Here is a 24,266-nt window from a genome sequence, read left to right on the forward strand (position 1 = left end):
GGTGCCCTCGCCCAGCGGGCGAGGGGCCGTGGCGACGGGAAAGACGCCGGCGGGCTGGGCTGAGGGCGCCGCGCCGGGGTAGCCGCAAGCCATCGGCAAGCCTCACAGCGAGGTGGAAGGAGACACCGTGCCCCTCACGTTCCGCAAGAGTTTCCGGATCCTGCCGGGTGTGCGCCTGAACATCAACCGGCACTCCTGGTCCATCACCACCGGCGGCCGGCACGGGCCGCGCCACACGCACAGCAGTACGGGACGGCGTACGACGTCGATGGACCTGCCGGGCCCGTTCGGGTGGCGGCGCACCAGCAGGGCCCGGCGCGGGTGACGCCCGCGGGGTTCGGGCCCAGGAGCTCTCGAGCCAGCGGTAGGCGCTGAGGTCGGCCGGGCAGTGAAGGTGGTGTCGTCGCTCACCTGGGCGCCGCCGTCCGGCTCCGCGCGGCGGTGCGGGGAACCCGGACGGCGGATCGTCGGGCGTGTCGGAAAACGGGTCAGAGCGTGTCACGTCGGGCCTCGCGGGAGAGGGCTGGTCGGAGCGCATGCCGACCAGCCCGTTGCCCACGCCCGGACGGACGCCCACGGCACCCTCGTTGAGCAGGCAGTTCAGGCTCCAGCCCACCCGGCCGGCGGAGAGCACACCGGTGCCGGTGGCGTCCTCGGCGACCGCGCCCCGGCACTCCGGGCCGCTGGTCGCGTGGATGCCGTCGGCGAACCCGTCGCGCGGGGTCCTCGCCTGCGGCGGACAGGATTTCCGCATCTCGTCCGCTGTTTCGGCGGCGGCCCTGAACAGGAGAAGTCCGGGACGGGTACGGACGGAGGGCTGCGGATTTGTCGGGAGGCGAATGATGCGATCCGTTCCGGGGCCGGCCGTCCACACCTCTTCGCAGGCCAGGAGAAGTTGGGAAAACGATCCGCAGGTTCGCCGCAATACAGTCCGGAATATCGGTCTCCGAGAATCTTTCGAGTCCATGTCGGACGACCCGCGGATCAGCGGAGAGGGAGTCCAGTGGAATCCACGGCACACCGGACCTGGAAAAGAGGTCGTGCAGGGCCCGCCGGGACGGCAGTCGACCGTAGTCCGACGGTGGCGCGACCGCTCGCGGCGGCGCTGGCGGACCGCCGCTCAGCACGGCCTCGAGCGTCGATGCCTGCACCCCGTGTGCCGTCACGCGAATCTTCAGGGGCGGCCGCATATGCCGCCGCCTGCCATGCCTGCGGGAATTCCCGGAGGCTGCGCGGGAACCGCCGGAACAGGGCACCGGCAGCCGCATCGGGCACAACTGACTGTGCATCAGATTCCTTTATGGATGATCGCGAGGGACGGCTTGGTATTGGGGAATTTCTCGTACCTCCCGATTGCGCCTGATGGCAGGATTTCCTGCCCAGGCGTGGGGAGCCGCATTGACTCGCTCCCGCCTCACCCTGGCGCAACTCTGAACGACGGTCGACGGGCCGAACGGACGGGCCCGTTGACAGGGCATCACCCGAACGGACCCCCCAACGGGCACCATCTCATATCTGAGATAACCTCGGCCTCATGGCAGACGACTACCTCGTACGCATCGGCAAGCTCATCCGTGACGCCCGGCAACACCGCGGCTGGACACAGACACAGCTCGCGGAGGCGCTCGGCACCAGTCAGAGCGCTGTCAACCGCATCGAGCGCGGCAACCAAAACATCAGCCTTGAGATGATCGCTCGAATCGGTGAGGCCCTGGACAGCGAGATCGTCTCACTGGGCTACGCGGGCCCGATGCATCTGCGGGTGGTGGGCGGCCGCCGGCTGTCCGGCGCCATCGACGTGAAGACCAGCAAGAACGCGTGTGTGGCCCTGCTGTGCGCCTCGCTGCTCAACAAGGGGCGCACGGTGCTGCGCCGGGTCGCCCGGATCGAGGAGGTGTACCGCCTGCTGGAGGTGCTCAACTCCATCGGCGTGCGCACCCGCTGGATCAACGACGGCGTCGACCTGGAGCTGGTGCCCCCGGCCGACCTCGACATGGCGTCCATCGACGCGGAGGCCGCCGTACGCACCCGCTCGATCATCATGTTCTTCGGCCCGCTGCTGCACCGCATGGACCACTTCAAGCTGCCCTACGCCGGCGGCTGCGACCTGGGCACGCGGACCATCGAGCCGCACATGATCGCGCTGCGCCGGTTCGGCCTGGACATCGCGGCGACCGAGGGGCAGTACCACGCGCAGGTCGACCGCGCGGTCCGCCCCGGCCGCCCGATCGTCCTGACCGAGCGCGGCGACACGGTGACCGAGAACGCGCTGCTGGCCGCCGCCCGGCACGACGGCGTCACCGTCATCCGCAACGCGTCCTCCAACTACATGGTCCAGGACCTCTGCTTCTTCCTGGAGGCGCTGGGTGTCAAGGTCGAGGGCATCGGCACCACGACGCTGACCGTGCACGGCGTCCCGAACATCGACGTGGACGTGGACTACTCGCCCTCCGAGGACCCGGTGGAGGCGATGAGCCTGCTGGCGGCGGCCGTCGTCACCGAGTCGGAGCTGACGGTCCGGCGCGTCCCCATCGAGTTCCTGGAGATCGAGCTGGCCGTCCTGGAGGAGATGGGCCTCGACCACGACCGCAGCCCCGAGTACAGCGCGGACAACGGCCGTACCCGCCTGATCGACCTCACGGTCCGCCCCTCCAAGCTGGAGGCGCCGATCGACAAGATCCACCCCATGCCGTTCCCCGGCCTGAACATCGACAACGTGCCGTTCTTCGCCGCCATCGCGGCGGTCGCGCAGGGCAAGACGCTCATCCACGACTGGGTCTACGACAACCGCGCGATCTACTTGACCGACCTCAACCGCCTCGGCGGCCGCCTCCAGCTCCTCGACCCGCACCGGGTCCTGGTGGAGGGCCCGACCCGCTGGCGCGCCGCCGAGATGATGTGCCCGCCGGCCCTGCGCCCCGCCGTGGTCGTCCTGCTGGCCATGATGGCGGCCGAGGGCACGTCCGTCCTGCGCAACGTCTACGTCATCAACCGCGGCTACGAGGATCTCGCCGAACGCCTCAACTCGATCGGGGCGCAGATCGAGACCTTCCGCGACATCTGAGGTGCGGTGGCCGCCGCATCCCACCCGACCTGCTGTTCAGCGGGGCAGGGAGGGGTGCGGCGCTGCCCCGTGCGCCGGTGCGGGGCGTGAAGTGGGAGCACCTCCGCAGCGTGAACCCAGGGTCGGGCACCGAAAGGAGGCGACCCGCCTCAGCGTCGTTCACGGCTGTGCGCCGTTGACGTCACGCGGCGGGGCGCTCGGACGCCCCGGCCACGGGCGGAGAGGGCAAGCCGCTTCCCTCGCCCGGGATCAGCTTCAGACGGCGGCGCTCACGCGCGTTCCGCGGGCTGGCGGCATCGGCGGGCAGCCAATCCTCGAAACGGTCCATGACCAGCAACAACAGCCCCAGCGCCGGGAGCAGCAGTACCGCTACGACGACCACAGCGTGGCGTCCCTTCCTCGATGACGGTACGGCCCCGGGTGCCCTCCTTCCAGAACGCCTCAACGAGGCGATGTGAGGGTGGGGTGAAGGTTCGTGCGAGAAGACGGCGTGCACCGTGGCTTTGAGGACGCGGCAGGCGGCTACCCGCCCGGGTATGGCGAAGTCGCATCTTCCAGGACGACAAGACGATCACGGCGATGACCGCCCTCCAGCTTCCCGGGTGCCCACACCCGAGGAGGCAGGGCCGGACCCGCAGGTTGAGCAAGCGGCGCCGAACGCGCCGACGAAGCTACCGAAACGGGCCTGGGGCGCGGTCCTGAGGGGGAGCCTGAAGGAGTTCAAGGACGACGAGCTGACCGACCGGGCGGCGGCGCTGACCTACTACGGGGTGCTGTCGCTGTTCCCCGCCCTGCTGGTGCTGGTCTCCCTGCTGGGGATCACCGGAAAATCGACCACCGACAAGGTGCTGGCCAACCTCAGACAGCTGGCTCCCGGCTCGGCCCGGGACATCATCACCCGGGCGGTGGAACAGCTGCAGGGCAGCGCCGGCGCCGGATCGGTGATGGCGCTGGTGGGCATTCTGCTGGCGGTGTGGTCGGCGTCCGGGTACGTGGCCGCCTTCATCCGGGCCGCCAACGCCGTCTACGACATGCCCGAAGGCCGCCCGATGTGGAAGATCCTGCCGGTACGCCTCGGCGTCACGGTCGTACTGATGGTGCTCGCCGTGGCCAGCGCGCTGATCGTGGTCTTCACCGGCTCCCTGGCGAGCAGAGCGGGGCAGACGCTCGGGATCGGACAGACGGTGCTGACGGTGTGGTCGATCGCGAAGTGGCCGGTACTGGTCCTGCTGGTCACCGTCATGATTGCGATCCTGTACTGGGCGAGCCCGAACGCGAAGGTCAAGGGGTTCCGTTGGGTGACACCGGGCAGTTTCCTGGCGCTGGTGATCTGGATGACCGCCTCCGCGGGCTTTGCGTTCTACGTCGCCAACTTCGCCTCCTACAACAAGACCTACGGCGCGATGGCCGGTGTCATCGTCTTCCTCGTCTGGCTGTGGATCACGAACCTCGCCGTCCTGCTGGGCCTGGAGTTCGACGCTGAGACCGTGCGCCAGCGGGCCGTGGCCGGCGGGCATCCGCCCGAGGCCGAGCCCTATACCCAGCCACGCGACACCCGGAAGTGGGAGGAGGAGGACGTGCGCCGCCTGGACGACGTCTGACCAGCCGGGCCACGGTGAGCCAGGCGGTCATCGGACGCACCAGCACGCCCCACATCGGTGTCCTGGACCGGCCCTTTCGGGGTACTCGCGCGTTGACCAGGGGCGCTGCAGCGTCCGCCTTGGCGGAGGAAAACCAGTACAGGGAGCTGATCGTCATGTCGTCCGGTACGCAGCCGCACCACGGCCCAGGCCAGCAGACGTCGGCGGCCGAGCCGGTGGGAGAACTGGTACAGCGCGCCTCGCAGCAGCCGACCGAGCTCGTGCGCGACGAACTGCGCCTGGCGCGGGCGGAGATGAAGCAGAAGGGCAAGCGCTACGGCAAGGGCGGCGGACTGTTCGGCGGCGCCGGCGTCGTCGGCTTCCTGATGCTGCAGGCACTGGTCGTCACCGTGATCGCAGCGCTGGCGGTGCCGTTGCCGGTGTGGGCGGCGGCGCTGATCGTCACGGCGGTGCTGGGTGTGATCGCCGCGGTGATGGCCATACGCGGAAAGAAGCAGGTCGACCAGGCTGCCCCGGTCACACCCGAGCAGACGGTCGAGAACGTGAAGGCCGACGTGGCCCAGATCAAGGAGAGTGCGCACCGATGACCCAGCCGCCTCACGACGAGCCGACAGCCGAGAACACCGAGCAGCTTCGCGAGCAGGTGGAACAGACCCGCGAAGAGCTCGGCCAGACGGTACAGGCGCTCGCGGCCAAGACCGACGTCAAGGCCCACGCCCAGGAGAAGGCCGCCGAGGTCAAGACCCAGGCCGCCGCCAAGGCCGGAGAGCTGAAGGACCAGGCTGCCCTCCAGGCCGGTCAGTTGAGGGCCAAGGCGGCCGAGGCCGCGGCTCTGCTGGAGGACAGGCTGCCGGACCCGGTCAAGGACAGGGCAGCCCAGGCTGCCGGGCAGGCTCGCGCCGCAGCGGCTCGCGCCGGTCGGATGTGGCAGGACAAGGCGCCCGAGCCGGTGCGAGCGAAGACCTCCCAAGCGGCCAAGGCGGCCCGGGACAACCGTCTGATGCTGGCGGCCACCGGTGCGGCCGTCGCCACCTGGCTGGTGTGCCGCCGCCGGAAGGGTTGAGCCCATGACAGCGTCCAAGCTCGCCTACAAACCGGTCGGTCTCGCCCTCGGCGCTCTCAGCGGCATGTTCGCCGGTGTCCTCTTCAAACAGGCGTGGAAAATGATCGGGCACGATCGCGACGCCCCCGATGCCACCGATGAGGAGCGCGGGTGGGGAGAGGTGGTGACGGCCGCGGCCCTGCAGGGCGCCATCTTCGCCGGCACGAAGGCGATCGTGGACCGCGCCGGCGCAGCCGCCGTACGCAGCCTGACCGGTACCTGGCCCGGCTGATCCGCTCTAGGAGGCGGGGCCGGTCCGACCCGGCGCCCGAACGCCCGCACCCGCTGTGCCACCGGCCACCCAGCCACCCGTGACACCGGTTCCGGGGACACGAGTGGAGCAACCGCGGCCACTACCCGCCCTTGCACATCCACGGAAGCCGGTGGCACAGCCAACTGAGCTGCTCCCCTCCCACAGGGCACGAGACACCAGCGGGCCCCGGATACACGTCCCGGGGCCCGCTGACAGTGGTGGTCTTCGGCTGCTGGTCCACTGCGCCGCCGTTCCAGCCACGCACCCGCCGGCAGGCCGAGCACATCACGGCGTGGCCGTCGGCCGACGTCGTGTCACGCACTTCGTCAGCGCGGCAGGGTCACGTCACGACGGCGCGTACTCCGCCGGTGTCGGCCTCGGTGAGCACGATCGTCGCTCCGTGTGCCGTGGCGATCTCCTCGGCGATCGCCGGGCCGAGTCCGGTGGACCCGCTGGTGCGGCCCCGGCCGGCGTCGAGCCTGACGAAGCGGTCGAACACGCGCTCGCACTCCTCGGCCGGGATGCCGGGGCCGTCGTCGCTGATCTCCCCGCGCACGCTGCCCGCATCGCGGTCGACTTGCCGCGACGGGCGTCGCGGCGCCGGGCCGCCGGCCGGTTCGGACGAAAATCCTTTGCGGTCAGGGGTGATGATCGCCCTACCGTTGCTCCCCGTGACCATGGAGATGCCCTACCGGCCGCTTCCGATCGACCAGTCCGACGTGCGCTACCTCCACGGACCCGATTCCGCTCCACAGCCGGGCGTGCCCGCCGGCGAGACGGTCGAGATCGAGTGGCGGGACAGCGGCGTCTACCCGGGAACCGTCCGGAAGTTCTGGATACACGTGCCCGCGCGGTACGACCCGGCGGATCCGGCCTCCTTGATGGTGTTCCAGGACGGATGGTGGTACCTGGACCCCGCTGGGGAGGTACGCGGCGCAATCGTCCTGGACAACCTCGTTCACCGCGGCGACATCCCGGTCACCATCGGCGTGTTCGTCGATCCTGGGGTCTTCCCCGGTGCGGAGAACCCGAAGAACCGCAACAACGAGTACGACGCCTTCGACGACCGGTACGCCACCTTCCTCCTCACCGAGATCATCCCGCAGGTCGCGGAGCGTTACACCATCGCCCGGTCGCCCGGGAGTTGGGGCATCTGCGGCGGAAGCAGCGGCGGCAACTGTGCCTTCACCGCCGCGTGGCTGCGTCCGGACAAGTTCCGCCGCGTCATCGGATACCTGTCCAGCTTCGCGCAGATGCCGGACGGGAACCCCTACCCGGACCTCGTCTCCCGCGTCCCCCGCAAGCCGCTGCGCATCTTCATGCAAGGCGGCCATCGCGACCTGCACTGGAATGAGCCACAGCGGAACTGGCTCGCCGAAAACCTCCGCGTGGCAGCCGCTCTCGCTGAAGCGGGCTACGACTTCCGCCTCGTCCTGGGCGACGGCGGACACAGCCCCAACCACGGCGGCGTCCTGCTGCCGGACGCGCTGCGCTGGCTGTGGCGCCCCCACGAGGTTCGTGATCCTGGACGGCACTCCGGTGCCCGTTGACCGGATCTCCGGCCTCCGCCAGGGTGCCCCCGCACCCCTGCCCGACCGCCGCTCAGCGGGGCGGGCAGGGATGCGGCGGCGTCTCGCCGAAGTGGACGTCCTTCACGTCGATGGCGACCATCAGGAGGCCCGGCCAGGCGCGGCCGGAGTTGTCGCGGCGGAACGCCCTTCGTACCGAGGGCAGTCGGATCCCGTCGGCTTCGACGATGTCGTAGACGTACTGCGCGGCAGCGAATCCGCCGGCGACATCGACGTGGTAGTCGTGCCTGCGCAGCAGGTTGTCGGGGCCGAAGTAGAACTGCTGGTGCTCACTGTGGCTCGGGTTGGACGGCGGAAAGGTCACGTCGAGTCCGCGCCAGACCTGGTCGCCCTCGTGCCACGGCGCGATCTCCGCCACCTCGAACCCCGGCAGGGTGAACAGGAACGGGGTGGTGAAGTACGTCCACATCGCGTACCCGTTGAAGTAGGCACGGTCCAGCGCGTCCCACGGAGTTTCGAGGACGTGGCCGGCGAACGACTCGCGCGGGTTGTCGCGCTCGGCCACCGTCTTCCCGTCGGCCGTCACGATCCTCAGGTGGTCCGGCGTGAACTCGGACCTGCGGTCCGCGGCGCCGAACGGGAAGAGCGAGGTGCGCTCCTCGTGCAGCCACACCGTCTGCTGCCTCGGCGCGGGGTCCTGCGGAGTGCCTTTGATCACGAACAGGTCCCCGCCGCTGACGACCGTCGCCGTCAGCTTCGTGAACCGGTTCCACCGGTCGAGGCCGCCGTGCGCTTCGAGGACGTCCTCGAGCAGGCTGGGCATCGGTCGGTTCACAGCCCCGCTCCCCCGTCAGTCGGTGAGTTCCGCCGGGACCGGCAGGCCGAGGTGGTCGAGGAGGGTGGCGAGCTTGCGGTCCAGTTCGCGGCCCACCTGCGTGATCTCGTCGACTCCGAAACTGCCGAACTGGTCGCTCGGCCGGTCGACGGAGAAGTGGGCGGGCCCGTCCGGCTCGGCCCAGATGACCGTGTGCAGCGGGGCGTAGAGCATGATCGAGGGCTCGTACCGGTACATCCGCTCGGCGATCGTGTGGTTGCCCATCAGGTAGCTGGTGCACATCGCGCCGTCGCCGGCGAGCGGGAAGAGCTGGTCGGCCTGGTTCCGGAAGTAGACCAGGAAGTCGAAGGGCGCGCTGGCGCTGATCAGTTCGAGCATGTCGGACCAGGGAGCCCGGCGCCGGACGAGTTCGTCCACCCGGTCCGTCGGGACGGGCGGGACGGCCTGCTCGTAGCGGGCCCGCAGCGCTCTCGGGTCCTCACCTGATGCGATGGTGAACCGGGTGGTGCCGTAGCGCACCGTCCGCGTCTGCTGCGTCATCGGCGGATCCTCCTCGCGGGACGCACACCGTCGTGAGCCGGCGCGTCGCCAGGGAGCCGCAACGTCCCGGCCGCCGGCGGAATCCTCCGCCGTCACACCGCACGGGCCGCACGTTCTGGGTGGATTCGTACCCATCAGTAAAGGACGTTGGGAGGGACGCTGCAACCGGATGGGCACTCCTTGGCAGCGGACTGTCGTCGTCCCCTGACGTCGCCCGAGCGGTCTGTTCGGGCGTTGCGCGCGGACTCGGGCTGCCGGCCGGCCTGCGGGCCGCGGCGTGCGCCGGTCTCAGCGTTCCGCGCGGGGCGGCCGGCGGCCGGCGCCCTGCTGCTGCCCGCGTTCGGCGGCCCGGACGATGTTGCGGGCCATGCCGCCGAAGACGACCGCGTGGAAGGGCGAGACGCTCCACCAGTAGAGCTGGCCGAGTAGTCCGTGCGGGTGGAACAGGGCCCGCTGCCGGTAGCGCGCGCCGCCGGCGCCCTCGTCGTCGACGTACATCTCCAGCCAGGCCAGGCCGGGCAGCCGCATCTCGGCGCGCAGCCGCAGCAGCCGGCCACGTTCGATCTCCTCCACCCGCCAGAAGTCCAGCGAGTCGCCGACCCGCAGCCGCCGCGCGTCCCGTCGGCCGCGGCGCAGGCCCACCCCGCCGGCGAGGCGGTCGAGCCAGCCGCGTACCGCCCAGGCCAGGGGGAAGGAGTACCAGCCGTTCTCGCCGCCGATGCCCTCGACCACCTCCCACAGCGCGCCGGGGGCCACCTCGGCGTGGCGTTCGCGCACGTCGGTGTAGAGGCTGCCGCCCGCCCACTCCGGGTCGGTGGGCAGCGGGTCGCTGGGAGCGCCCGGCACGGCGGCGGACGACCAGCGGGTGACGACCTGGGCGTCCCGCACGCGCTGCAGCGCGAGGGCGACGGCCTGGTCGAAACCGACCGGGTGGCCCGGGGGGTTCGGCACGTACCGCCCGATGTCCTCCTCCCGGCACACCACCTCGTATCGCAGCGACTCCGTCAGCGGGCGGGCGATGGCGGCCGGTACGGGGGTCACCAGGCCGACCCACTGACTGGACAGGCCGGGTGTGAGCACCGGCACGGGCACGATGAGCCGCCGGGGCAGTCCGGCGACGGCGGCGTACCGGTGCATCATCTCCAGGTAGGTGAGCACCTCGGGGCCGCCGATGTCGAAGGTGCGGCTGACGTCGGGCGGCAGGCCGGCGCACCCCACCAGGATGCGCAGCACGTCCCGTACGGCGATGGGCTGGATGCGGGTGTGCACCCAGCGCGGGGTGACCATCACCGGCAGCCGCTCGGTCAGGTAGCGCAGCATCTCGAAGCTGGCCGACCCGGACCCGATGATGACGGCGGCCCGCAGGACGGCCGTCGGCACACCCGAGTCGAGGAGGATACGGCCCACTTCGGCGCGCGAGCGCAGGTGCGGCGACAGCTCCTGCTCGGGCACGCCTGCCGGGGTCAGGCCGCCCAGGTAGACCAGGCGGCCGACACCGGCCCGGCGGGTCTGCTCGCCGAAGACACGGGCCGCCTCCCGGTCGGTGCGCTCGAAGTCGCGGCCGGCGCCGAGCGCGTGCACCAGGTAGTAGGCGACGTCGACGCCCGCCAGCGCCGCCGCCACCGAGTCCGCGTCGGTGACGTCGCCCTGTACGACCTCCACCCGCCCGGCCCACGGCTGGTCGCGCAGCTTCCGGGGCGTGCGCGCCAGGCAGCGCACCCGGTACCCGGCGTCCAGCAGTTCTGGCACCAGCCGCCCGCCGATGTAGCCGCTGGCCCCGGTCACCAGACAGGTCCGCGGAGCCGTGGCAGCGGTTCCGTTCACGTTCTTCGTCGTCCCGGCCGTCTCGTCCGCCACGCGAACCGCCTCAGTCGTCGTCCGTGCGCCCTTGCCCCCTCTCCACCTCTACGGTGCCGCCGGCCCGTGCGGATGCACCGGGCGACTGCGCCGTCCGGGTGACCCTGGGCTCTCGCGGGTGGCGCCGGAATTCACCGGGCTCTCGGCGGTGCGGTGCTGGCGCGGATGACGAGTTCGGGGTCGAAGAGGAGTTCGCCGACGGGTACGTCGCGGTGGGCGAGGAGGGCGAGGACGCTGCGGGCGGCCTCGCCGGCGAGACGGTCGGCGGGCTGGCGGACCGTGGTGAGCGGCGGATCGACGAAATCCATGATCATGGAGCCGTCGTAGCCGACGACCGACACGTCACCGGGCACCTCACAGCCCTGCCGGCGCGCCCCGCGGATCGCCCCCAGCGCCATGTAGTCACTGGCCGCCACGATCGCCGTGGCACCACGCGCCAGCAACGCGACGGCGGCGGACTGACCGCCCTCGACCGTGTAGGACTGCCGAACCACCCACTGCCCCGCCTCCTCGATCCCCCGCCGGCCCAGCGCGTCGACGAACCCCCTGACCCGCCGGTCGGCCGGCCGGTTGCCGACCGGCCCCGACGCCATCCCGATCCGCCGGTGACCCAGCCGGAACAGATGATCCACCGCCAGCTCCGCGGCCAGCAGGTCGTCCGTGGAGAACACCGGAGCCTCCCCACCGCCCTCGAACTGGCCGTTCACCCCCACGAACGGGATCCGCCGCGACCGCAACAGCTCGTACGCCTGCGGATCCGCACCCTCGATCGTGTTGCTCGCCGACAGGAACACCACCGCCGCCACCCCCCGCTCCGCCAGCGACGTCAGATAGTCCAGCTCCTGCACCCCGCCCGCGAAACACGGACACACGACCGTCTTCAGCCCGTGCGGCGCCAGCGTCGACTCGATCCGCTCACACACGTCGGCGAAGAACGGATTGGACACCAGCTCCGTGACGACCGCCACCAGCTGCCCCTGCGTCTGCCGCTCGTACCCCAGGTCGGCCATCGCCTGCTCGACCGCCTCCCGCGTCTTGCGGGACACCCCCTGACGCCGGTTGATCACCCGGCTCACCGTCGCCTCACTCACCCGCGCCCGGCCCGCGACCTCGGTGATACCGACCTTCATACGGTTCCCTCCGTGCCCCCGCCGTGCCCCGCCGTGCGGCCGTCGTGCGTCCTTCGCAGGCGTCGATGATACGCGGGCCCGCGGGTGTCGCTCTTCCTGGCCACTACTCGCTTGCAGGATTCCACTGAAAGTTTTCTGTCCTGTCCGGTAAGTAGAAGTGCGGTACAGACAGGCAGCTTGCAATTTTGCTGTGCATGACCATTGAACGGCTTCCTCCGGCCCTGTTAGCTTTCCGCCACGACTCGGCCGCCCCGCCCGCCGTAGCTGAAGACCGGAGACCCGATGAAGCCCTCACGGCTCATGCTGCTCACCGCCGTTGCCCTGCTCGCGCCGCTCCTCCCCGCCACGTCCGCCACGGCGGCGCCGCGCGCGACCACCGATCCCCGTCCCCAACTCGCGCTGCCCGACCCCGGGTTCGAGAACGGCGGCACGGGCTGGACCTTCGGCCCAGGTACCGGGGTCGGGGCCGGCAACGTGCACAGCGGCAGCCGCTTCCTCTACCTGGACGCCGGCACCGGCAGGTCGGCGCGGCTGGACCTGGTCGCGCCGCGGGACGGCAGCTACGACTTCTCCGCGTGGGTGGCGAGCGCCGGCACCGGCGGCACGTACACGGTCCGGCGCAACGGCGAAACCGTCGGCACGGTGGAGCTGCCGCAGCGCGCCACCTACGCCCGGTACACGGTCAGCCGTGTCGAGCTGAAGGCCGGTGACCGGCTGGAGATCGCCTTCGGCTCCGGCAGCAGCTGGGTCAACGCCGACGACCTGATGATCTCGCCCGCCGCTCCGGCCGATCCCCGGGTCACCTCGTCCGACCCCGAGGTCGTCGAGATGTTCGACTGGGCGAAGCGGAAGGCCAACAGCTGGGTGCAGCTGCCCGGCACCGTCGGCCCGGTCAACGCGGACGAGTACCACACCAGCGGCACCGGGACCGCGACGTACGGGCCCACCTACTGGGCCGGATACGCCAACCGCAGCGCGTACTACTCGCGCGACATGGCCCACCAGCTCGACGGCGCCCATCTCCTCGGCCTGGACACCGAGAACGAGACGATGCTCCGCTCCTACGCGGCCTCGGCGACCGCCGAGCACAAGTACTTCCCGGTGTGGTCCCTCAACTTCGACGCCAGGACGTACCTGAGCATCGACTACAAGAACCCGGACGACTTCGTGCGCGAGGTCCCGGCCGTCTTCGAGCTCGTGGAGAAGGCGGCACAGGCCTACCTCTGGACCGGCGACCGCAGGTACGTGGACGACCCCGTGCTCTGGAACTTCTACCGGCACGCCACCGGGCAGTTCATCGACCTCCACAACAGTGCCAAGGACAACGGTCGGGTCAAGGTCGCCGAGGGCACGGGCCAGGGCATCTTCGCCGGCGCCGCCAGCTACAACGAGCAGGACGGCGACGACCTCGCCGAGGCCGGGGACACCATCGCCTCGGAGTACCAGGCGTACCTGGCGATGGCCGTGCTCGCGCGCGGCAAGGGCGACACGAAGCTGGCGAAGACGTACGACCGGCGGGCCGCCGACCTGAAGGCGTACTTCAACGACGAGTGGAGCGGGACCGGAAGCGGCGCCGACATGGTCCGGGCCTACACCGTCTCCGGCACCCCGGTCACCGGCTGGGGCAAGGAGAACAGCGTGTTCATGCCGATGAAGCAGATCATCGACCCCGGCCCGCGCAACGACGCCTACCTCGACTACGTCCAGGCGCAGGAACTCGGCCCCGAGGGCTCGCCCAACATCGAGTCGACGACGTACCTGCCCGACATGTTCTTCCGGAACGACCGCGCCGACACCGCCTGGTGGTGGATGAGGAAGATCTACGGCGAGCGGGACGTCCAGCACGTCAACTCCAGCCAGGGCCCCGACGGCGACTACCCCGAGGTGTCGTTCACCCTGGTCAGCCAGACCGTCGAGGGCCTGATGGGCATCGCCCCCGACGCGGCCGCGCACCAGGTGACCACGCAGTCGCGGCTGCCGTCCGGGATGAAGTGGCTCCAGGTGGCGGACGTACCCGTCGGCACGGGCACGGTCACCGTCCGGCACGACGGCACCGCGAAGACCACGCTCACGAACAACGCCCGTCACGGCGCCTACCGTTGGGAGGCCCGTTTCCCCGGCGCCCACAAGAGGATCACGGTCGATGGCGTCCCGCAGCGGGCGCGCACCAAGACGGTGAACGGCGTGACGTACACGTACGCGACGCCGACGGTACCCGCCGGAGCGACCGCGGTGGTGCAGGTGTCGGGCTGAACGACCCTGCGAGGCCGTGGGCGAGGAGGGCCTGGTCCGTCTGCCCGACCCGGCCGCGGTCGGGGTCCGTACCGCCGGGCGGCACAGCACGGAGGTCCTCACGGACTGGGTGGACCGCTTCCGGGACGCCTGCGGCGCCGTCGTGGCTGGTCGCACAGTTCCTCCCCCAGGCTTCGGCCGGGGTACCCCCAGCGCTCCTTTGGGACGCTGCTCAGCTGAGGGCGTTCTCGATCGCCGTCAGCCAGGCGTCGACCGGTCCCGCCGTCAGCAAGCCGCTGCCCGCGCCCGCCAGTTGACCGGCGGCCGGGCGGAGCGCGGTCAGGCAGCGGCGCAGGGCCGGGCGGTCGCCGAGTTCCAGGGCGACGGCCGCCACGACGCACCACAGTGCCTCCTGCACGAGGTCGGCAGGAGGCTCGGGCAGCTCGCGCAGCCCATCGCGGGCTGCCCTTTCGTCGTCGGCGGCGAGGGCGAGTGCGGGGCGGATCCAGCAGAGGTACGGCCCCCAGTCGGCGCCCGGGTCGACGGCCTCCCGGATGCCGTGCGGCCGCCCCGCCAGGCGGAGGCAGAGCAGCGCGAGGGGCAGCAGGCCGTCGCGCACCCCCGGCATGCCGGGGCCGTCGAGGAGCCTGCCGACCTCGCGGTAGGCGGCCTCGGCGGCATCGGTCCCTCCGCCGCCGTGCGCGGTCCCGCCCGTCGCCGCAAGCCGCAGCGCGCGGTATCCCTGCGTGAACACCCCCACCAGCGGCAGTTCATGACGGTCCGCCAGCCGGTCGGCCGCCGTCGCGTGCGCGTCGGCCGTGGCGAAGTCGGCGAGGGCGGCGCGGGCCTGCGTCCGGATCAGGTGGCCGAGTACCTCGTAGGTGGCCAGGCCGTGGCGGGCGGCGAGGGCGACCAGTTCGGTGCCGACGGTGTCGCGGCGCGGGGCGAGGCCGGCCCGGGTGCAGGACTGCATGAAGACGCCGTTGAGGGCGAAGGCGAGCAGCGCCGGGTCGTCCAGGCGGCGGGCGAGACGCTCGGCCTCGGCGGCGGCCGCCACGGCACGGCCGGACCTGGTGCCGCGGGTCTCCAGGGCGATGGTGGCGAGCAGCCGGCAGCGGTCCGCGTCCTGGGCCGGGGTGGCGGGGAGGCGGACGAGCGCCCGTTCCGCGGCCCGGACGATGCGGGCGGCGCCCGGCTCGTCGTCGGAGCGGGGCCAGATCGCGGGGACGTCGTAGGCGCCGATGACCCGGGCGGTGAGTTCCGGGTCGCCGGTCTCCTCGGCCGCGGTGATCGCCGCGAGCCGGTGTTCGCGGGCGGCGGCCAGCCCGCCGGAGCCGGTCACCGCGAGGGTACGCAGCAGGCCGACGGTCGATTCGAGCCGGGCCCGGGCACCGGCGGCGACGTTGCGGTCGTACGCCTCGGCCGCCTGGGACCAGACGCGGGCCGCAGCGGTCTGCGGTTCGGCGTCCAGGCCGGGGTCCTGGGCGAGGATGCCGGCCTCCAGGCGGCGCAGCGCCCGGCCCGGGTCGAGGCCCAGCCGGCCGGCGAGGGTCGCGCGGGCCCGGCGCAGCACCGCGAGGGCGTCGCCCTGGCGGCCGGTGCGGTACAGGGCCAGCGCCAGCAGCCGCCAGGCCTCCTCGCGCCACGGGTGCCCGGTGAGGTGGGCGTCCAGGTCGGGCACCGCCTCGGCCGCCCGGTTTGCCGCCAGCAGCGCTCCGGCCCGCTGCTCCACGGCCCGCAGCCGCAGCTCGGTCAGCCGCGCCCGCTCGCCCCCGCACCACTGCTCGTCCGCGAACTCGGCGTAGGCGGGCCCCCGCCACAGCTCCAGCGCCTCCCGCAGCCGGTGCGCGGCCCGTGCGGGCTCCTCCTGCGCGGCGGCCGCCACGGCCTGCTCGAAGAGCCAGGCGTCGACCTTCTCCGCGCGCAGGGCGTAGCCGGGTCCGTCGGTGACCAGCAGCCGGGCCGGGGTGCGGGGCGGCCGGTCGGGTTCGAGAGCCCGCCGCAGGTCGCCCACGAAGGTGCGGATCGCGCCGACGGCGGCGGGCGGCGGCTCCTCCCAGAGGTCGGCGACCAGCCGGGCGACGGGCACCACGCGCCCGCGGGCGACGAGCAGCCGGGCCAGCACGGCGCGGTGCCGGGGGCCCTTCAGGGCGAGCGGGAGGCCGGCACGCTCGGCCGTCACGGGTCCGAGCACCCCGAAGGCGACCTGGTCGATCCTCACCCGCCCACCGTACGTGCTGCTGATCGGCTGCTGATCCGGGCACGGGAGCCTCGGCGCATGAACATTCCCGGATTTCAGCAGCACCGCGTCCCGGTCGCCGACGGCGTCGCCCTGCACACGGCCGTCGGCGGCACCGGCAGCCCGGTCGTCCTGCTGCACGGTTTCCCCCAGACCCACCTGATGTGGCGGCACGTGGCCGCCGGCCTCGCGGCCGAACACACCGTGATCTGTCCCGACCTGCGCGGCTACGGCGCCAGCGACAAGCCGGCCGGCGCGGACGGGACGTCGTACGCGAAGCGGACCATGGCCGCCGACATCGTCGCGCTGGCACGGGCTCTCGGTCACGAGCGGTTCGCGCTGGCCGGGCACGACCGGGGCGCGCTGGTCGCCTTCCGGGCGGGTCTCGACCATCCGGACGCGGTCACGCACCTGGCGCTGCTGGACGTGCTGCCGACCCTGGACATGTGGGAGGTGCTGCACGGCGCCACGGCCGCGGTCGCCTTCCACCTGTACCTGATGGCGCAACCCCCCGGTCTGCCGGAGGAGTTGATCGGCGCGGCGCCGGACCTGTTCTTCGGCCACTTCCTCGACCTGTGGACACGCGAGCCCGGGGCGGTCCCGGCCGACGTCCGCGCCGCCTATCTCGCGGCCTGCCGGGCGGCGGTGCCCTCGATCGTGGCCGACTACCGGGCCTCGGCGGGCGTCGACACCGAGCACGACCGGGCCGACCGGGCCGCCGGGAACGTGCTGCGCATGCCGGTCACCGTCCTCCAGCAGGACTGGGGCGCCGCCCTCGGCTACGACGCGGCCGCGCTCTGGCGGGCCTGGGCGCCGGATCTGGAGCACCGCACGGTGGACTGCGGGCACTTCATGGCGGAGGAGGCGCCGGACGAGGTGGGCGCGGCGCTGCGCAAGCTGCTGAGCCGCTGACGGATGCGGCCCGGCGTCCGGCGGTCCGGCGACCCGGCGATCCAGCGGCCCGGCACCCCTGCGGCGCCGGACCGCCCGGAGCCGCGGCTCAGGCCTTGGTGAGGGTGATGTCCTGCCGGCCGGAGGCGTGGAAGAACGGCAGCGGCAGGCCGCCCGTGTTGCGCAGTTCCAGGACCGTGGCCTCGACGTTGGCCGCGCCGGGCTTCAGCTTCTCCGAGGCGACCTCGCCGGTGTTCTCCCAGTGGTGCTCGGCGCCGTCGCAGACGGCCTGGGTGCCGCCGATGCCGTGCCGGAAGGTGGGGGAGTCCTGGCTGAGCGAGGCGCTGATGAACACAGGGCCGGTGGCATCGGTGCAGGTGTAGGTCCCGGACAGGGTGACGGTGCCGTCGGCGGCGAGCCGGCCGGTGTGGTCGACGGTGACGGACTCGGCGGGGGCCGCGGCCGGAGCGGCGGTCGCGGGGGCGACGGCGGCGCACACCAGGGCGGCGGAACCGAGGGCCGCGGCGAGGGCGGGGCGTAGGGGCATGGTTTCCTTCCCGGATCATGAGGGGGCATGCCCTGGATACCGGGCGGCCGGGCCCGGAGGCGTGACCGTCACCCCTTCGGTGGCGCGTCCCGCCGTACCGGGAAAACCGCGGGGCGTGTCCCGGAGCCGCCGCGGCCGTCGTGGGAGCGTCCGGGAGTTGTCCGCGTGTTGTCACAGGTCGCGGCAGGTGGTTCCCCGGCGTTCACGACGGGAGCATGGTCTGGTCATGCCGGTCGGCGACCGTGCCGGAGGCAGACCCGTGGAGGTGCGCCATGTGTTCCCACCAGTCCCCGAGCGCGACGGCCGGCCACGGCCCGGCGCACATCGTCGCCGCCCACCCCGAGCAGGGCTGGACCCTGCTGTGCGACGGGGCGATCGTCTTCGACGACACCGGCGAGCTGCACGCCGACGGCAGCGTGGTCCCGCCGCACCGCGGCCCGGCCGAGCGCCTCGCCGTCGCCGCCTGACCCGGCCCCCGCCGGCCTCACGGGGCATCCGGGACGGGCCCCGGAATCCTGACTCTCATTCAGCCGTGCACCGAAGGTGACCAGCAGCGATGCCGGGGACCTAAAATGATCAACGTGCCCGAGCAACACGCCCCGAGGTCCCTCATCGTCACGCTCTACGGCGCGTACGGCCGCTTCATGCCCGGCCCGGTGCCCGTCGCCGAGCTGATCCGGCTGCTGGCCGCCGTGGGCGTGGACGCGCCCTCCGTACGTTCGTCGGTGTCCCGGCTGAAACGCCGCGGCCTGCTGGCACCGGCCCGGACCGCGCAGGGCGCCGCCGGGTACGAGCTCTCCGCGCAGGCACGGCAGCTGCTCGACGACGGCGACCGCCGGGTGTACGCCGCCGCACCGCCGCAGGACGAGGGCTGGGTGCTCGCGGTGTTCTCGGTGCCCGAGTCGGAGCGGCAGAAACGGCACGTGCTCCGCTCCCGGCTGGCCGGACTCGGCTTCGGCACGGCCGCGCCAGGCGTGTGGATCGCCCCGGCCCGGCTGTTCGAGGAGACCAGGCACACCCTGCGCAGGCTCGGCCTCGATCCGTACGTGGACTTCTTCCGCGGTGACCACCTCGGCTTCCAGCCCACCACCGAGGCCGTCGCCCGCTGGTGGGACCTGACGGCGATCGCCAAGGCCCACGAGCAGTTCCTCGACGCGCACGAGCCGGTGCTGCGCGACTGGGAGCACCGCGCCGACACCCCGCCCGAGGACGCCTACCGCGACTATCTCCGCGCCCTCGACACCTGGCGCCACCTGCCGTACACCGACCCCGGGCTGCCGACGAACCTGCTGCCCGCCGACTGGCCGGGCACCCGCTCGGCGGCCGTCTTCCGCGCCCTGCACGAACGGCTGCGGGACGCCGGGGGCGTCTTCGCGAGCCTGTGAACGCCCCCGCGACACCGGTGGCCGGCCTCCGTGAACGGGCCGCCTTCTGTGAAATGTTCATTGCAGGAGGCGGTGACCTCTTGCGTACCAGGAGTCACTCAGTTAAACCTCAGCTTCCTTAACCACTCCTCTCAGACTTCTTACCTACTCTTCGACGGGTCGTTCGCGAGTTCGCCGAGAAGGTAAGGAAGAGGTCTGTTGCGCATGACCACCACGCCAAGGGCTCAAGGAGCCACGGTCTGGCTGACGGGACTGCCGAGCGCGGGCAAGACGACGATCGCCCGGCTCCTCGGCGACCGGCTCAAGGCCGAGGGACATCGCGTGGAGGTCCTCGACGGCGACGAGATCCGCCGCTTCCTCTCGGCCGGCCTCGGCTTCTCCCGGGCGGACCGCAACACCAACGTGCAGCGCATCGGCCTGGTCTCCGAGGTCCTCGCGCGCAACGGCGTGCTCTCCGTCGTCCCGGTCATCGCCCCCTACGCCGACAGCCGCGAGGCGGTCCGCAACCGGCATGAGAAGAGCGGGACGCCGTACCTGGAGGTGCATGTGGCGACCCCCGTCGAGGTGTGCAGCGAGCGGGACGTGAAGGGCCTGTACGCGAGGCAGGCCGCGGGTCAGCTGACCGGGCTGACCGGTGTCGACGACCCGTACGAGCCGCCCGTCGACCCGGCGCTCGTGCTGCGCACCCAGGACCAGACCCCGCAGGAGTCGGCGGACGCGGTGCACGCGCTGCTGGTGGAGCGGGGGCTGGCATGAGCACCTTCACGCTGTCCCATCTGGACGCTCTGGAGTCCGAGGCGGTCCACATCTTCCGCGAGGTGGCCGGCGAGTTCGAACGGCCGGTGATCCTCTTCCGGCGGCAAGGACTCCATCGTCATGCTCCACCTCGCCCTGAAGGCGTTCGCCCCCGCCGCGATCCCCTTCTCCCTGCTCCACGTGGACACCGGCCACAACTTCCCCGAAGTCCTCGCATACCGCGACCGCACCGTCGAACAGCACGGACTGCGCCTCCACGTGGCCTCCGTACAGGACTACATCGACCGCGGCGTGCTGCGCGAACGACCCGACGGCACCCGCAACCCGCTGCAGACCGTGCCCCTCACCGAGAAGATCCAGAGCGAGAAGTTCGACGCAGTCTTCGGCGGCGGCCGCCGCGACGAGGAAAAGGCCCGCGCCAAGGAACGCGTCTTCTCCCTGCGCGACGAATTCTCCCAGTGGGACCCACGCCGCCAGCGCCCCGAACTGTGGAACCTCTACAACGGCCGCCACGCCCCCGGCGAACACGTCCGCGTCTTCCCCCTCTCCAACTGGACCGAACTCGACGTCTGGCAGTACATCGCCCACGAGGACATCGAACTCCCCCAGATCTACTTCGCCCACGAACGCGAGGTGTTCATGCGCGGCGGCATGTGGCTGACCGCCGGCGCATGGGGCGGCCCCAAGGACGGCGAGACCGTCGAGAAACGGCAGGTGCGCTACCGGACCGTCGGAGACATGTCCTGCACCGGCGCGGTCGACTCCCACGCCGACGACATCGACAAGGTCATCGCCGAGATCGCCGCCTCCCGCCTCACCGAACGCGGCGCCACCCGCGCCGACGACAAACTCTCCGAGGCCGCGATGGAAGACCGCAAACGCGAGGGGTACTTCTAACCATGAGCACCACCATCGACACCCTGCGGTTCGCCACCGCCGGTTCCGTCGACGACGGCAAGTCCACCCTCGTCGGGCGGCTGCTGCACGACTCCAAGTCGGTCCTCACCGACCAGCTGGAAGCCGTCGAACGCGCCTCCGCCAACCGCGGCCAGGACAGCCCCGACCTCGCCCTCCTCACCGACGGCCTGCGCGCCGAACGCGAACAGGGCATCACCATCGACGTCGCCTACCGCTACTTCGCCACCCCGAAGCGCCGCTTCATCCTCGCCGACACACCCGGCCACGTGCAGTACACCCGCAACATGGTCACGGGTGCCTCCACCGCCGAGCTGACCGTCATCCTCGTCGACGCCCGCAACGGGGTCGTGGAGCAGACCCGCCGGCACGCCGCGATCGCCGCCCTGCTGCGCGTCCCGCACGTCGTCCTCGCCGTCAACAAGATGGACCTGGCCGGCTACGAGCGGGCCGCGTTCGAGCGGATCGTGGCCGACTTCACCGCCCAGACCGCCGAGCTGGGGCTCCCCGAGGTCACCGCGATCCCGGTATCGGCGCTGGTGGGTGACAACGTCGTCGACCGTTCCGCGCACATGGACTGGTACGAGGGCCCCGCGCTCCTGGAGTTCCTGGAGAACGTCCCGGTGGCCGCGGACGCCGCCGACGCCCCGGCCCGCTTCCCGGTCCAGTACGTCATCCGACACGGTGACGTCCGTCATTACGCGGGCCAGCTGGTCTCGGGCTCGCTGCGGGTCGGCGACCAGGTCACCGTGCACCCGTCCGGCGAGACCTCCGAGATCGCGGGGATCGACGTGCTCGGCACCGAGGCCGAGGCGGCCCACGCCCCGCAGTCCGTCGGGATACGCCTGGCCGACCAGCGGGACGTCTCCCGCGGTGACATGATCACCACGGGTTCGGGGGCGCCGGTGCTCACCCAGAACGTGACGGCGGCCGTGTGCCATCTGGCCGACCGGCCGCTCCGGGTCGGCGACCGGGTGCTGCTCAAGCACGCCACCCGGACCGTCAAGGCGATCGTCCGGGATCTGGGCGGCGCGGCCGAACTGACCGCCAACGACCTGGGCCGGATCACGCTGCGCAGCGCCGAGCCGCTGCCGCTGGACGCCTACGCGGTCTCCCGCCGTACCGGCGCGTTCATCCTGATCGACCCGGCAGACGGCGCCACGCTGACCGCGGGGATGGTCGACTTCGGCTGATCCGCCCGGCCGCGAAAGAGCCCCCGGCTTCCGGGGGCTCTTTTTCGTATGCACGGCGTCACAAGGTCACGGCGCGTCAATAACGCGGTAACAGCGGAGCCCGATGTGCGAGAGGGACCTACGGGCGGGGTAAGCCACCCGTTACCGGGACGAAGGTTCCGTCAGGGGGGCGCCGACAGCGTCCGGGACGGGGCCCGTACCATTCCTACAGTTGAAAGCAGGACAAGCAGTGATCGCCTGCGCCATGAACGGAATCGCCGTGTACGAACCACCTTCCGCCGCCTCCTGGCGTATTGCGCTGCCGCACACCGTCGCGGCCGTGCCGGTCGCCCGTGCCCTGGTGCGCTCGGCGATGGAGGAGGCGGAGCACGCGCCCGACGCCGACACGGCCGAGCTGCTCACGGCGGAACTGGTCGCCAACGCTGTGGAGCACACCGCCGGCAAGGGGCCGATAGAGCTGGTCGTCGAGCTGGTGGCGGGGGGCTGCAGGGTCGAGGTGCACGACCCGGACCCGGCGCCGCCCGGCCATCTGACCCGTCCGGTGATCGAGGAGCCCGACCCCATGCAGGAGGGCGGACGCGGCCTGCTCCTGATCCGCGCCCTGAGCTCGTCCTGCGGGCACCGCCCCACCGAGTCCGGCAAGGCGGTGTGGTTCAGGCTTCCTGCAGTACCGCGTCAGTGGCGTCCGGCGTAGCCGCCCCGGCGGTGGCCAGCGTGGAGTTCCGGCGCCCGTAGCCGGCGTAGACCAGCAGGCCCACGGCCAGGAAGACGGCGAACTGGATCCAGGTCGTCCACCCGGTCTCGTACATCAGATAGAGGCAGAAGCCGACGCCGAGCAGCGGGGCGACGGGGTAGAGCGGCACCCGGAAGGAACGGGCGAGGGCCGGTTCGCGGCGGCGCAGGGCGATGACGGCGATGTTCACCACGGCCATGATCGCGAGGGTGCCGATGGTGCACAGGTTCATCACCGCGTCCAGCGAGGCGAAGGCCGCCGGCAGTGCGAAGACGGCCGCGACGATCAGGGTGCCGGCCACCGGGGTGGCGGTCTTCGGGGAGACCTTCTCGAAGACGCGCGGGATCAGGCCGTCCCGGGACATGGACATCAGGATGCGGGTCTGGCCGTACATCACCGCGAGGACGACCGAGGCGATGGCGACGACCGCGCCGAAGGCGATCACACCGCCGCCGACCGTGGACCCCGTGACCTGGTTGACGACGTAGGAGAGGGCGGCGGGACGGCCGGCGACCTGGCCGCCGCCGATGGCGCCGATGGCGGCCAGCGCGACCGCGCAGTACAGCAGGGTCACCACGCCCATGCAGACGAGGATGGCGACCGGGATGTCCCGGCGCGGGTTCTTCGCCTCCTCGCCGGCCGTGGTGATCGCGTCGAAGCCGATGTACGAGAAGAACGCGGCGGTGGTGCCCGCGCCGATGCCGCCGAGGCCCGCCGGGGAGAACGGGACGAGGTTGCCGTGCTTGAAGGCACTGAAGCCGATCGCGCAGAACGCGAGCAGGATCACCAGCTTCACTGCGGCCATGGCGGCGGTGGCCCGGGCGCTCTCCCGCACCCCGCGCACCAGCAGGACGGCGGCCATCGCGATCACGATCACGGCGGGGAGGTTCACGATCCCGCCGTCACCGGGGCCCGCGGACAGGGCGTGCGGGAGCTGGAGGCCGGTGAGGCTGTGCAGCAGCTCGTTGACGTACTGGCTCCAGCCGACCGCGACGGCCGAGATGGAGACGCCGTACTCCAGGAGCAGGCACCAGCCGACCAGGAATGCGGTGGACTCGCCGAGTCCGGCGTAGGCGAAGGAGTACGACGATCCGGAGACCGGGATCGCGCCGCCCAGCTCGGCGAAGGAGAGGGCGGTGAAGACGCAGGTGACCGCGGCGAGCACGAAGGAGACGACGACGGCCGGGCCGGCCTGGGCGACCGAGTCGGAGAGGCCGACGAAGATGCCGGTGCCGACGATCGCGCCGATGCCGAAGCAGATCAGCTGGAACAGGCCCATCGTGCGGCGGAGGCCGTGGCCCTCCCGGTCGGCGCCGGATTCGGCCACCAGGAGGTGCGGGGACTTGATGCGGGGCATGCGGGTGGTGCTCGTTTCTGGTGGTGCGGGTGCGATCGGGGTCGGTCGCGGCGGCGGCTCCGGCGTGGGGTGGTGCCGGGCCGCCGCACAGCATAAGGGCAATGAAC

The 24,266-nt window shown here is 71.7% G+C and carries 23 protein-coding genes and 1 pseudogene; 15 read left to right on the forward strand and 9 right to left on the reverse strand.

The window, feature by feature from the left end:
- Nucleotides 1-127: 127 nt before the first annotated feature.
- The gene (locus ACZ63F_RS21730; protein WP_352359877.1) at nucleotides 128-325 is read left to right on the forward strand and encodes a DUF4236 domain-containing protein; all 198 of its coding nucleotides are present in this window, start codon (nucleotides 128-130) and stop codon (nucleotides 323-325) included.
- A gap of 1,209 nt (nucleotides 326-1,534) precedes the next feature.
- Entirely contained in the window at nucleotides 1,535-3,064 is a 1,530-nt protein-coding gene (locus ACZ63F_RS21735) for a helix-turn-helix domain-containing protein (RefSeq protein WP_352359881.1), read from the forward strand.
- Between the two features lie 181 nt (nucleotides 3,065-3,245).
- On the opposite strand, the gene ACZ63F_RS21740 is transcribed toward ACZ63F_RS21735, so the two are convergent.
- On the reverse strand, nucleotides 3,246-3,446 hold the full coding sequence (locus tag ACZ63F_RS21740; protein WP_469713015.1) for a hypothetical protein: 201 nt from the start codon (nucleotides 3,444-3,446) through the stop codon (nucleotides 3,246-3,248).
- A gap of 154 nt (nucleotides 3,447-3,600) precedes the next feature.
- Here ACZ63F_RS21740 and ACZ63F_RS21745 point away from each other — a divergent pair, with 154 nt between their 5' ends.
- From ACZ63F_RS21745 to ACZ63F_RS21760, 4 genes are all read left to right on the forward strand, one after another.
- Nucleotides 3,601-4,665: a YihY/virulence factor BrkB family protein gene (locus tag ACZ63F_RS21745; protein WP_469713016.1), complete on the forward strand. Its 1,065-nt coding sequence runs from the start codon at nucleotides 3,601-3,603 to the stop codon at nucleotides 4,663-4,665.
- A 155-nt stretch (nucleotides 4,666-4,820) separates the two neighbouring features.
- The gene (locus ACZ63F_RS21750; protein WP_469713091.1) at nucleotides 4,821-5,252 is read left to right on the forward strand and encodes a phage holin family protein; all 432 of its coding nucleotides are present in this window, start codon (nucleotides 4,821-4,823) and stop codon (nucleotides 5,250-5,252) included.
- Complete coding sequence (locus ACZ63F_RS21755; protein WP_469713018.1) at nucleotides 5,249-5,728, forward strand: DUF3618 domain-containing protein; 480 nt, start codon at nucleotides 5,249-5,251, stop codon at nucleotides 5,726-5,728. Before ACZ63F_RS21750 ends, ACZ63F_RS21755 begins: the two co-directional genes overlap by 4 nt.
- A gap of 4 nt (nucleotides 5,729-5,732) precedes the next feature.
- Nucleotides 5,733-5,999, forward strand: coding sequence for a DUF4235 domain-containing protein (locus ACZ63F_RS21760; RefSeq protein ID WP_469713020.1), 267 nt, complete (start codon nucleotides 5,733-5,735; stop codon nucleotides 5,997-5,999).
- Nucleotides 6,000-6,360: 361 nt separating this feature from the next.
- Here ACZ63F_RS21760 and ACZ63F_RS21765 read toward each other — a convergent pair whose 3' ends face one another.
- Entirely contained in the window at nucleotides 6,361-6,699 is a 339-nt protein-coding gene (locus tag ACZ63F_RS21765; protein ID WP_469713021.1) for an ATP-binding protein, read from the reverse strand.
- On the opposite strand from ACZ63F_RS21765, the gene ACZ63F_RS21770 reads away from it, so the two are divergent.
- Nucleotides 6,698-7,570, forward strand: a complete 873-nt coding sequence (locus ACZ63F_RS21770; RefSeq protein WP_469713092.1) for an alpha/beta hydrolase — start codon at nucleotides 6,698-6,700, stop codon at nucleotides 7,568-7,570. The genes ACZ63F_RS21765 and ACZ63F_RS21770 overlap by 2 nt on opposite strands.
- 52 nt (nucleotides 7,571-7,622) lie before the next feature.
- On the opposite strand, the gene ACZ63F_RS21775 is transcribed toward ACZ63F_RS21770, so the two are convergent.
- The 4 genes from ACZ63F_RS21775 to ACZ63F_RS21790 all read right to left on the reverse strand — a co-directional run bounded on the left by ACZ63F_RS21775 (nucleotide 7,623) and on the right by ACZ63F_RS21790 (nucleotide 11,911).
- Nucleotides 7,623-8,384 carry a hypothetical protein gene (locus tag ACZ63F_RS21775; protein ID WP_469713022.1) on the reverse strand — a complete coding sequence of 254 codons (762 nt, stop codon included), beginning with the start codon at nucleotides 8,382-8,384 and terminating at the stop codon, nucleotides 7,623-7,625.
- Nucleotides 8,385-8,399: 15 nt separating this feature from the next.
- A complete protein-coding gene (locus tag ACZ63F_RS21780; protein WP_469713024.1) occupies nucleotides 8,400-8,924 on the reverse strand; it encodes a DUF302 domain-containing protein in 525 nt (174 codons plus the stop codon).
- 288 nt (nucleotides 8,925-9,212) lie between these two features.
- Nucleotides 9,213-10,748, reverse strand: a complete 1,536-nt coding sequence (locus ACZ63F_RS21785; protein WP_469713094.1) for an SDR family oxidoreductase — start codon at nucleotides 10,746-10,748, stop codon at nucleotides 9,213-9,215.
- Nucleotides 10,749-10,912: 164 nt separating this feature from the next.
- Nucleotides 10,913-11,911, reverse strand: coding sequence for a LacI family DNA-binding transcriptional regulator (locus tag ACZ63F_RS21790; RefSeq protein WP_469713025.1), 999 nt, complete (start codon nucleotides 11,909-11,911; stop codon nucleotides 10,913-10,915).
- 282 nt (nucleotides 11,912-12,193) lie between these two features.
- Between ACZ63F_RS21790 and ACZ63F_RS21795 the strand changes: the two genes are divergently transcribed.
- A complete protein-coding gene (locus ACZ63F_RS21795) occupies nucleotides 12,194-14,164 on the forward strand; it encodes a carbohydrate-binding protein (RefSeq protein WP_469713026.1) in 1,971 nt (656 codons plus the stop codon).
- Between the two features lie 211 nt (nucleotides 14,165-14,375).
- Here the strand turns inward: ACZ63F_RS21795 and ACZ63F_RS21800 are convergent, their stop codons facing one another.
- Nucleotides 14,376-16,358, reverse strand: coding sequence for an AfsR/SARP family transcriptional regulator (locus ACZ63F_RS21800; protein WP_469713095.1), 1,983 nt, complete (start codon nucleotides 16,356-16,358; stop codon nucleotides 14,376-14,378).
- Between the two features lie 63 nt (nucleotides 16,359-16,421).
- Here ACZ63F_RS21800 and ACZ63F_RS21805 point away from each other — a divergent pair, with 63 nt between their 5' ends.
- Nucleotides 16,422-17,294, forward strand: coding sequence for an alpha/beta fold hydrolase (locus ACZ63F_RS21805; RefSeq protein WP_469713028.1), 873 nt, complete (start codon nucleotides 16,422-16,424; stop codon nucleotides 17,292-17,294).
- Between the two features lie 88 nt (nucleotides 17,295-17,382).
- Here ACZ63F_RS21805 and ACZ63F_RS21810 read toward each other — a convergent pair whose 3' ends face one another.
- Nucleotides 17,383-17,820 (reverse strand): DUF6299 family protein, encoded by a 438-nt coding sequence (locus ACZ63F_RS21810; protein ID WP_469713029.1) that lies wholly within the window; start codon nucleotides 17,818-17,820, stop codon nucleotides 17,383-17,385.
- A gap of 272 nt (nucleotides 17,821-18,092) precedes the next feature.
- Here ACZ63F_RS21810 and ACZ63F_RS21815 point away from each other — a divergent pair, with 272 nt between their 5' ends.
- The 6 genes and pseudogenes from ACZ63F_RS21815 (at nucleotide 18,093) to ACZ63F_RS21840 (ending at nucleotide 22,763) form a co-directional block, all read left to right on the forward strand.
- Nucleotides 18,093-18,287, forward strand: coding sequence for a DUF5999 family protein (locus ACZ63F_RS21815; protein WP_352359909.1), 195 nt, complete (start codon nucleotides 18,093-18,095; stop codon nucleotides 18,285-18,287).
- A gap of 105 nt (nucleotides 18,288-18,392) precedes the next feature.
- The gene (locus ACZ63F_RS21820; RefSeq protein WP_469713031.1) at nucleotides 18,393-19,205 is read left to right on the forward strand and encodes a PaaX family transcriptional regulator; all 813 of its coding nucleotides are present in this window, start codon (nucleotides 18,393-18,395) and stop codon (nucleotides 19,203-19,205) included.
- A 204-nt stretch (nucleotides 19,206-19,409) separates the two neighbouring features.
- Nucleotides 19,410-19,961, forward strand: a complete 552-nt coding sequence (gene cysC, locus ACZ63F_RS21825) for an adenylyl-sulfate kinase (protein ID WP_382732119.1) — start codon at nucleotides 19,410-19,412, stop codon at nucleotides 19,959-19,961.
- A pseudogene (cysD, locus tag ACZ63F_RS21830) lies at nucleotides 19,958-20,858 on the forward strand (sulfate adenylyltransferase subunit CysD). Before cysC ends, cysD begins: the two are co-directional and overlap by 4 nt.
- 2 nt (nucleotides 20,859-20,860) lie before the next feature.
- Nucleotides 20,861-22,069 carry a sulfate adenylyltransferase subunit 1 gene (locus ACZ63F_RS21835; RefSeq protein WP_469713033.1) on the forward strand — a complete coding sequence of 403 codons (1,209 nt, stop codon included), beginning with the start codon at nucleotides 20,861-20,863 and terminating at the stop codon, nucleotides 22,067-22,069.
- Nucleotides 22,070-22,313: 244 nt separating this feature from the next.
- Nucleotides 22,314-22,763 (forward strand): ATP-binding protein, encoded by a 450-nt coding sequence (locus ACZ63F_RS21840; RefSeq protein ID WP_352367606.1) that lies wholly within the window; start codon nucleotides 22,314-22,316, stop codon nucleotides 22,761-22,763.
- Here ACZ63F_RS21840 and ACZ63F_RS21845 read toward each other — a convergent pair.
- A complete protein-coding gene (locus ACZ63F_RS21845) occupies nucleotides 22,723-24,159 on the reverse strand; it encodes an amino acid permease (RefSeq protein ID WP_469713035.1) in 1,437 nt (478 codons plus the stop codon). The two genes, ACZ63F_RS21840 and ACZ63F_RS21845, sit on opposite strands and share 41 nt — an antisense overlap.
- Nucleotides 24,160-24,266: the final 107 nt, after the last annotated feature.

It is taken from the genome of Streptomyces sp. NPDC104761, assembly GCF_055583445.1.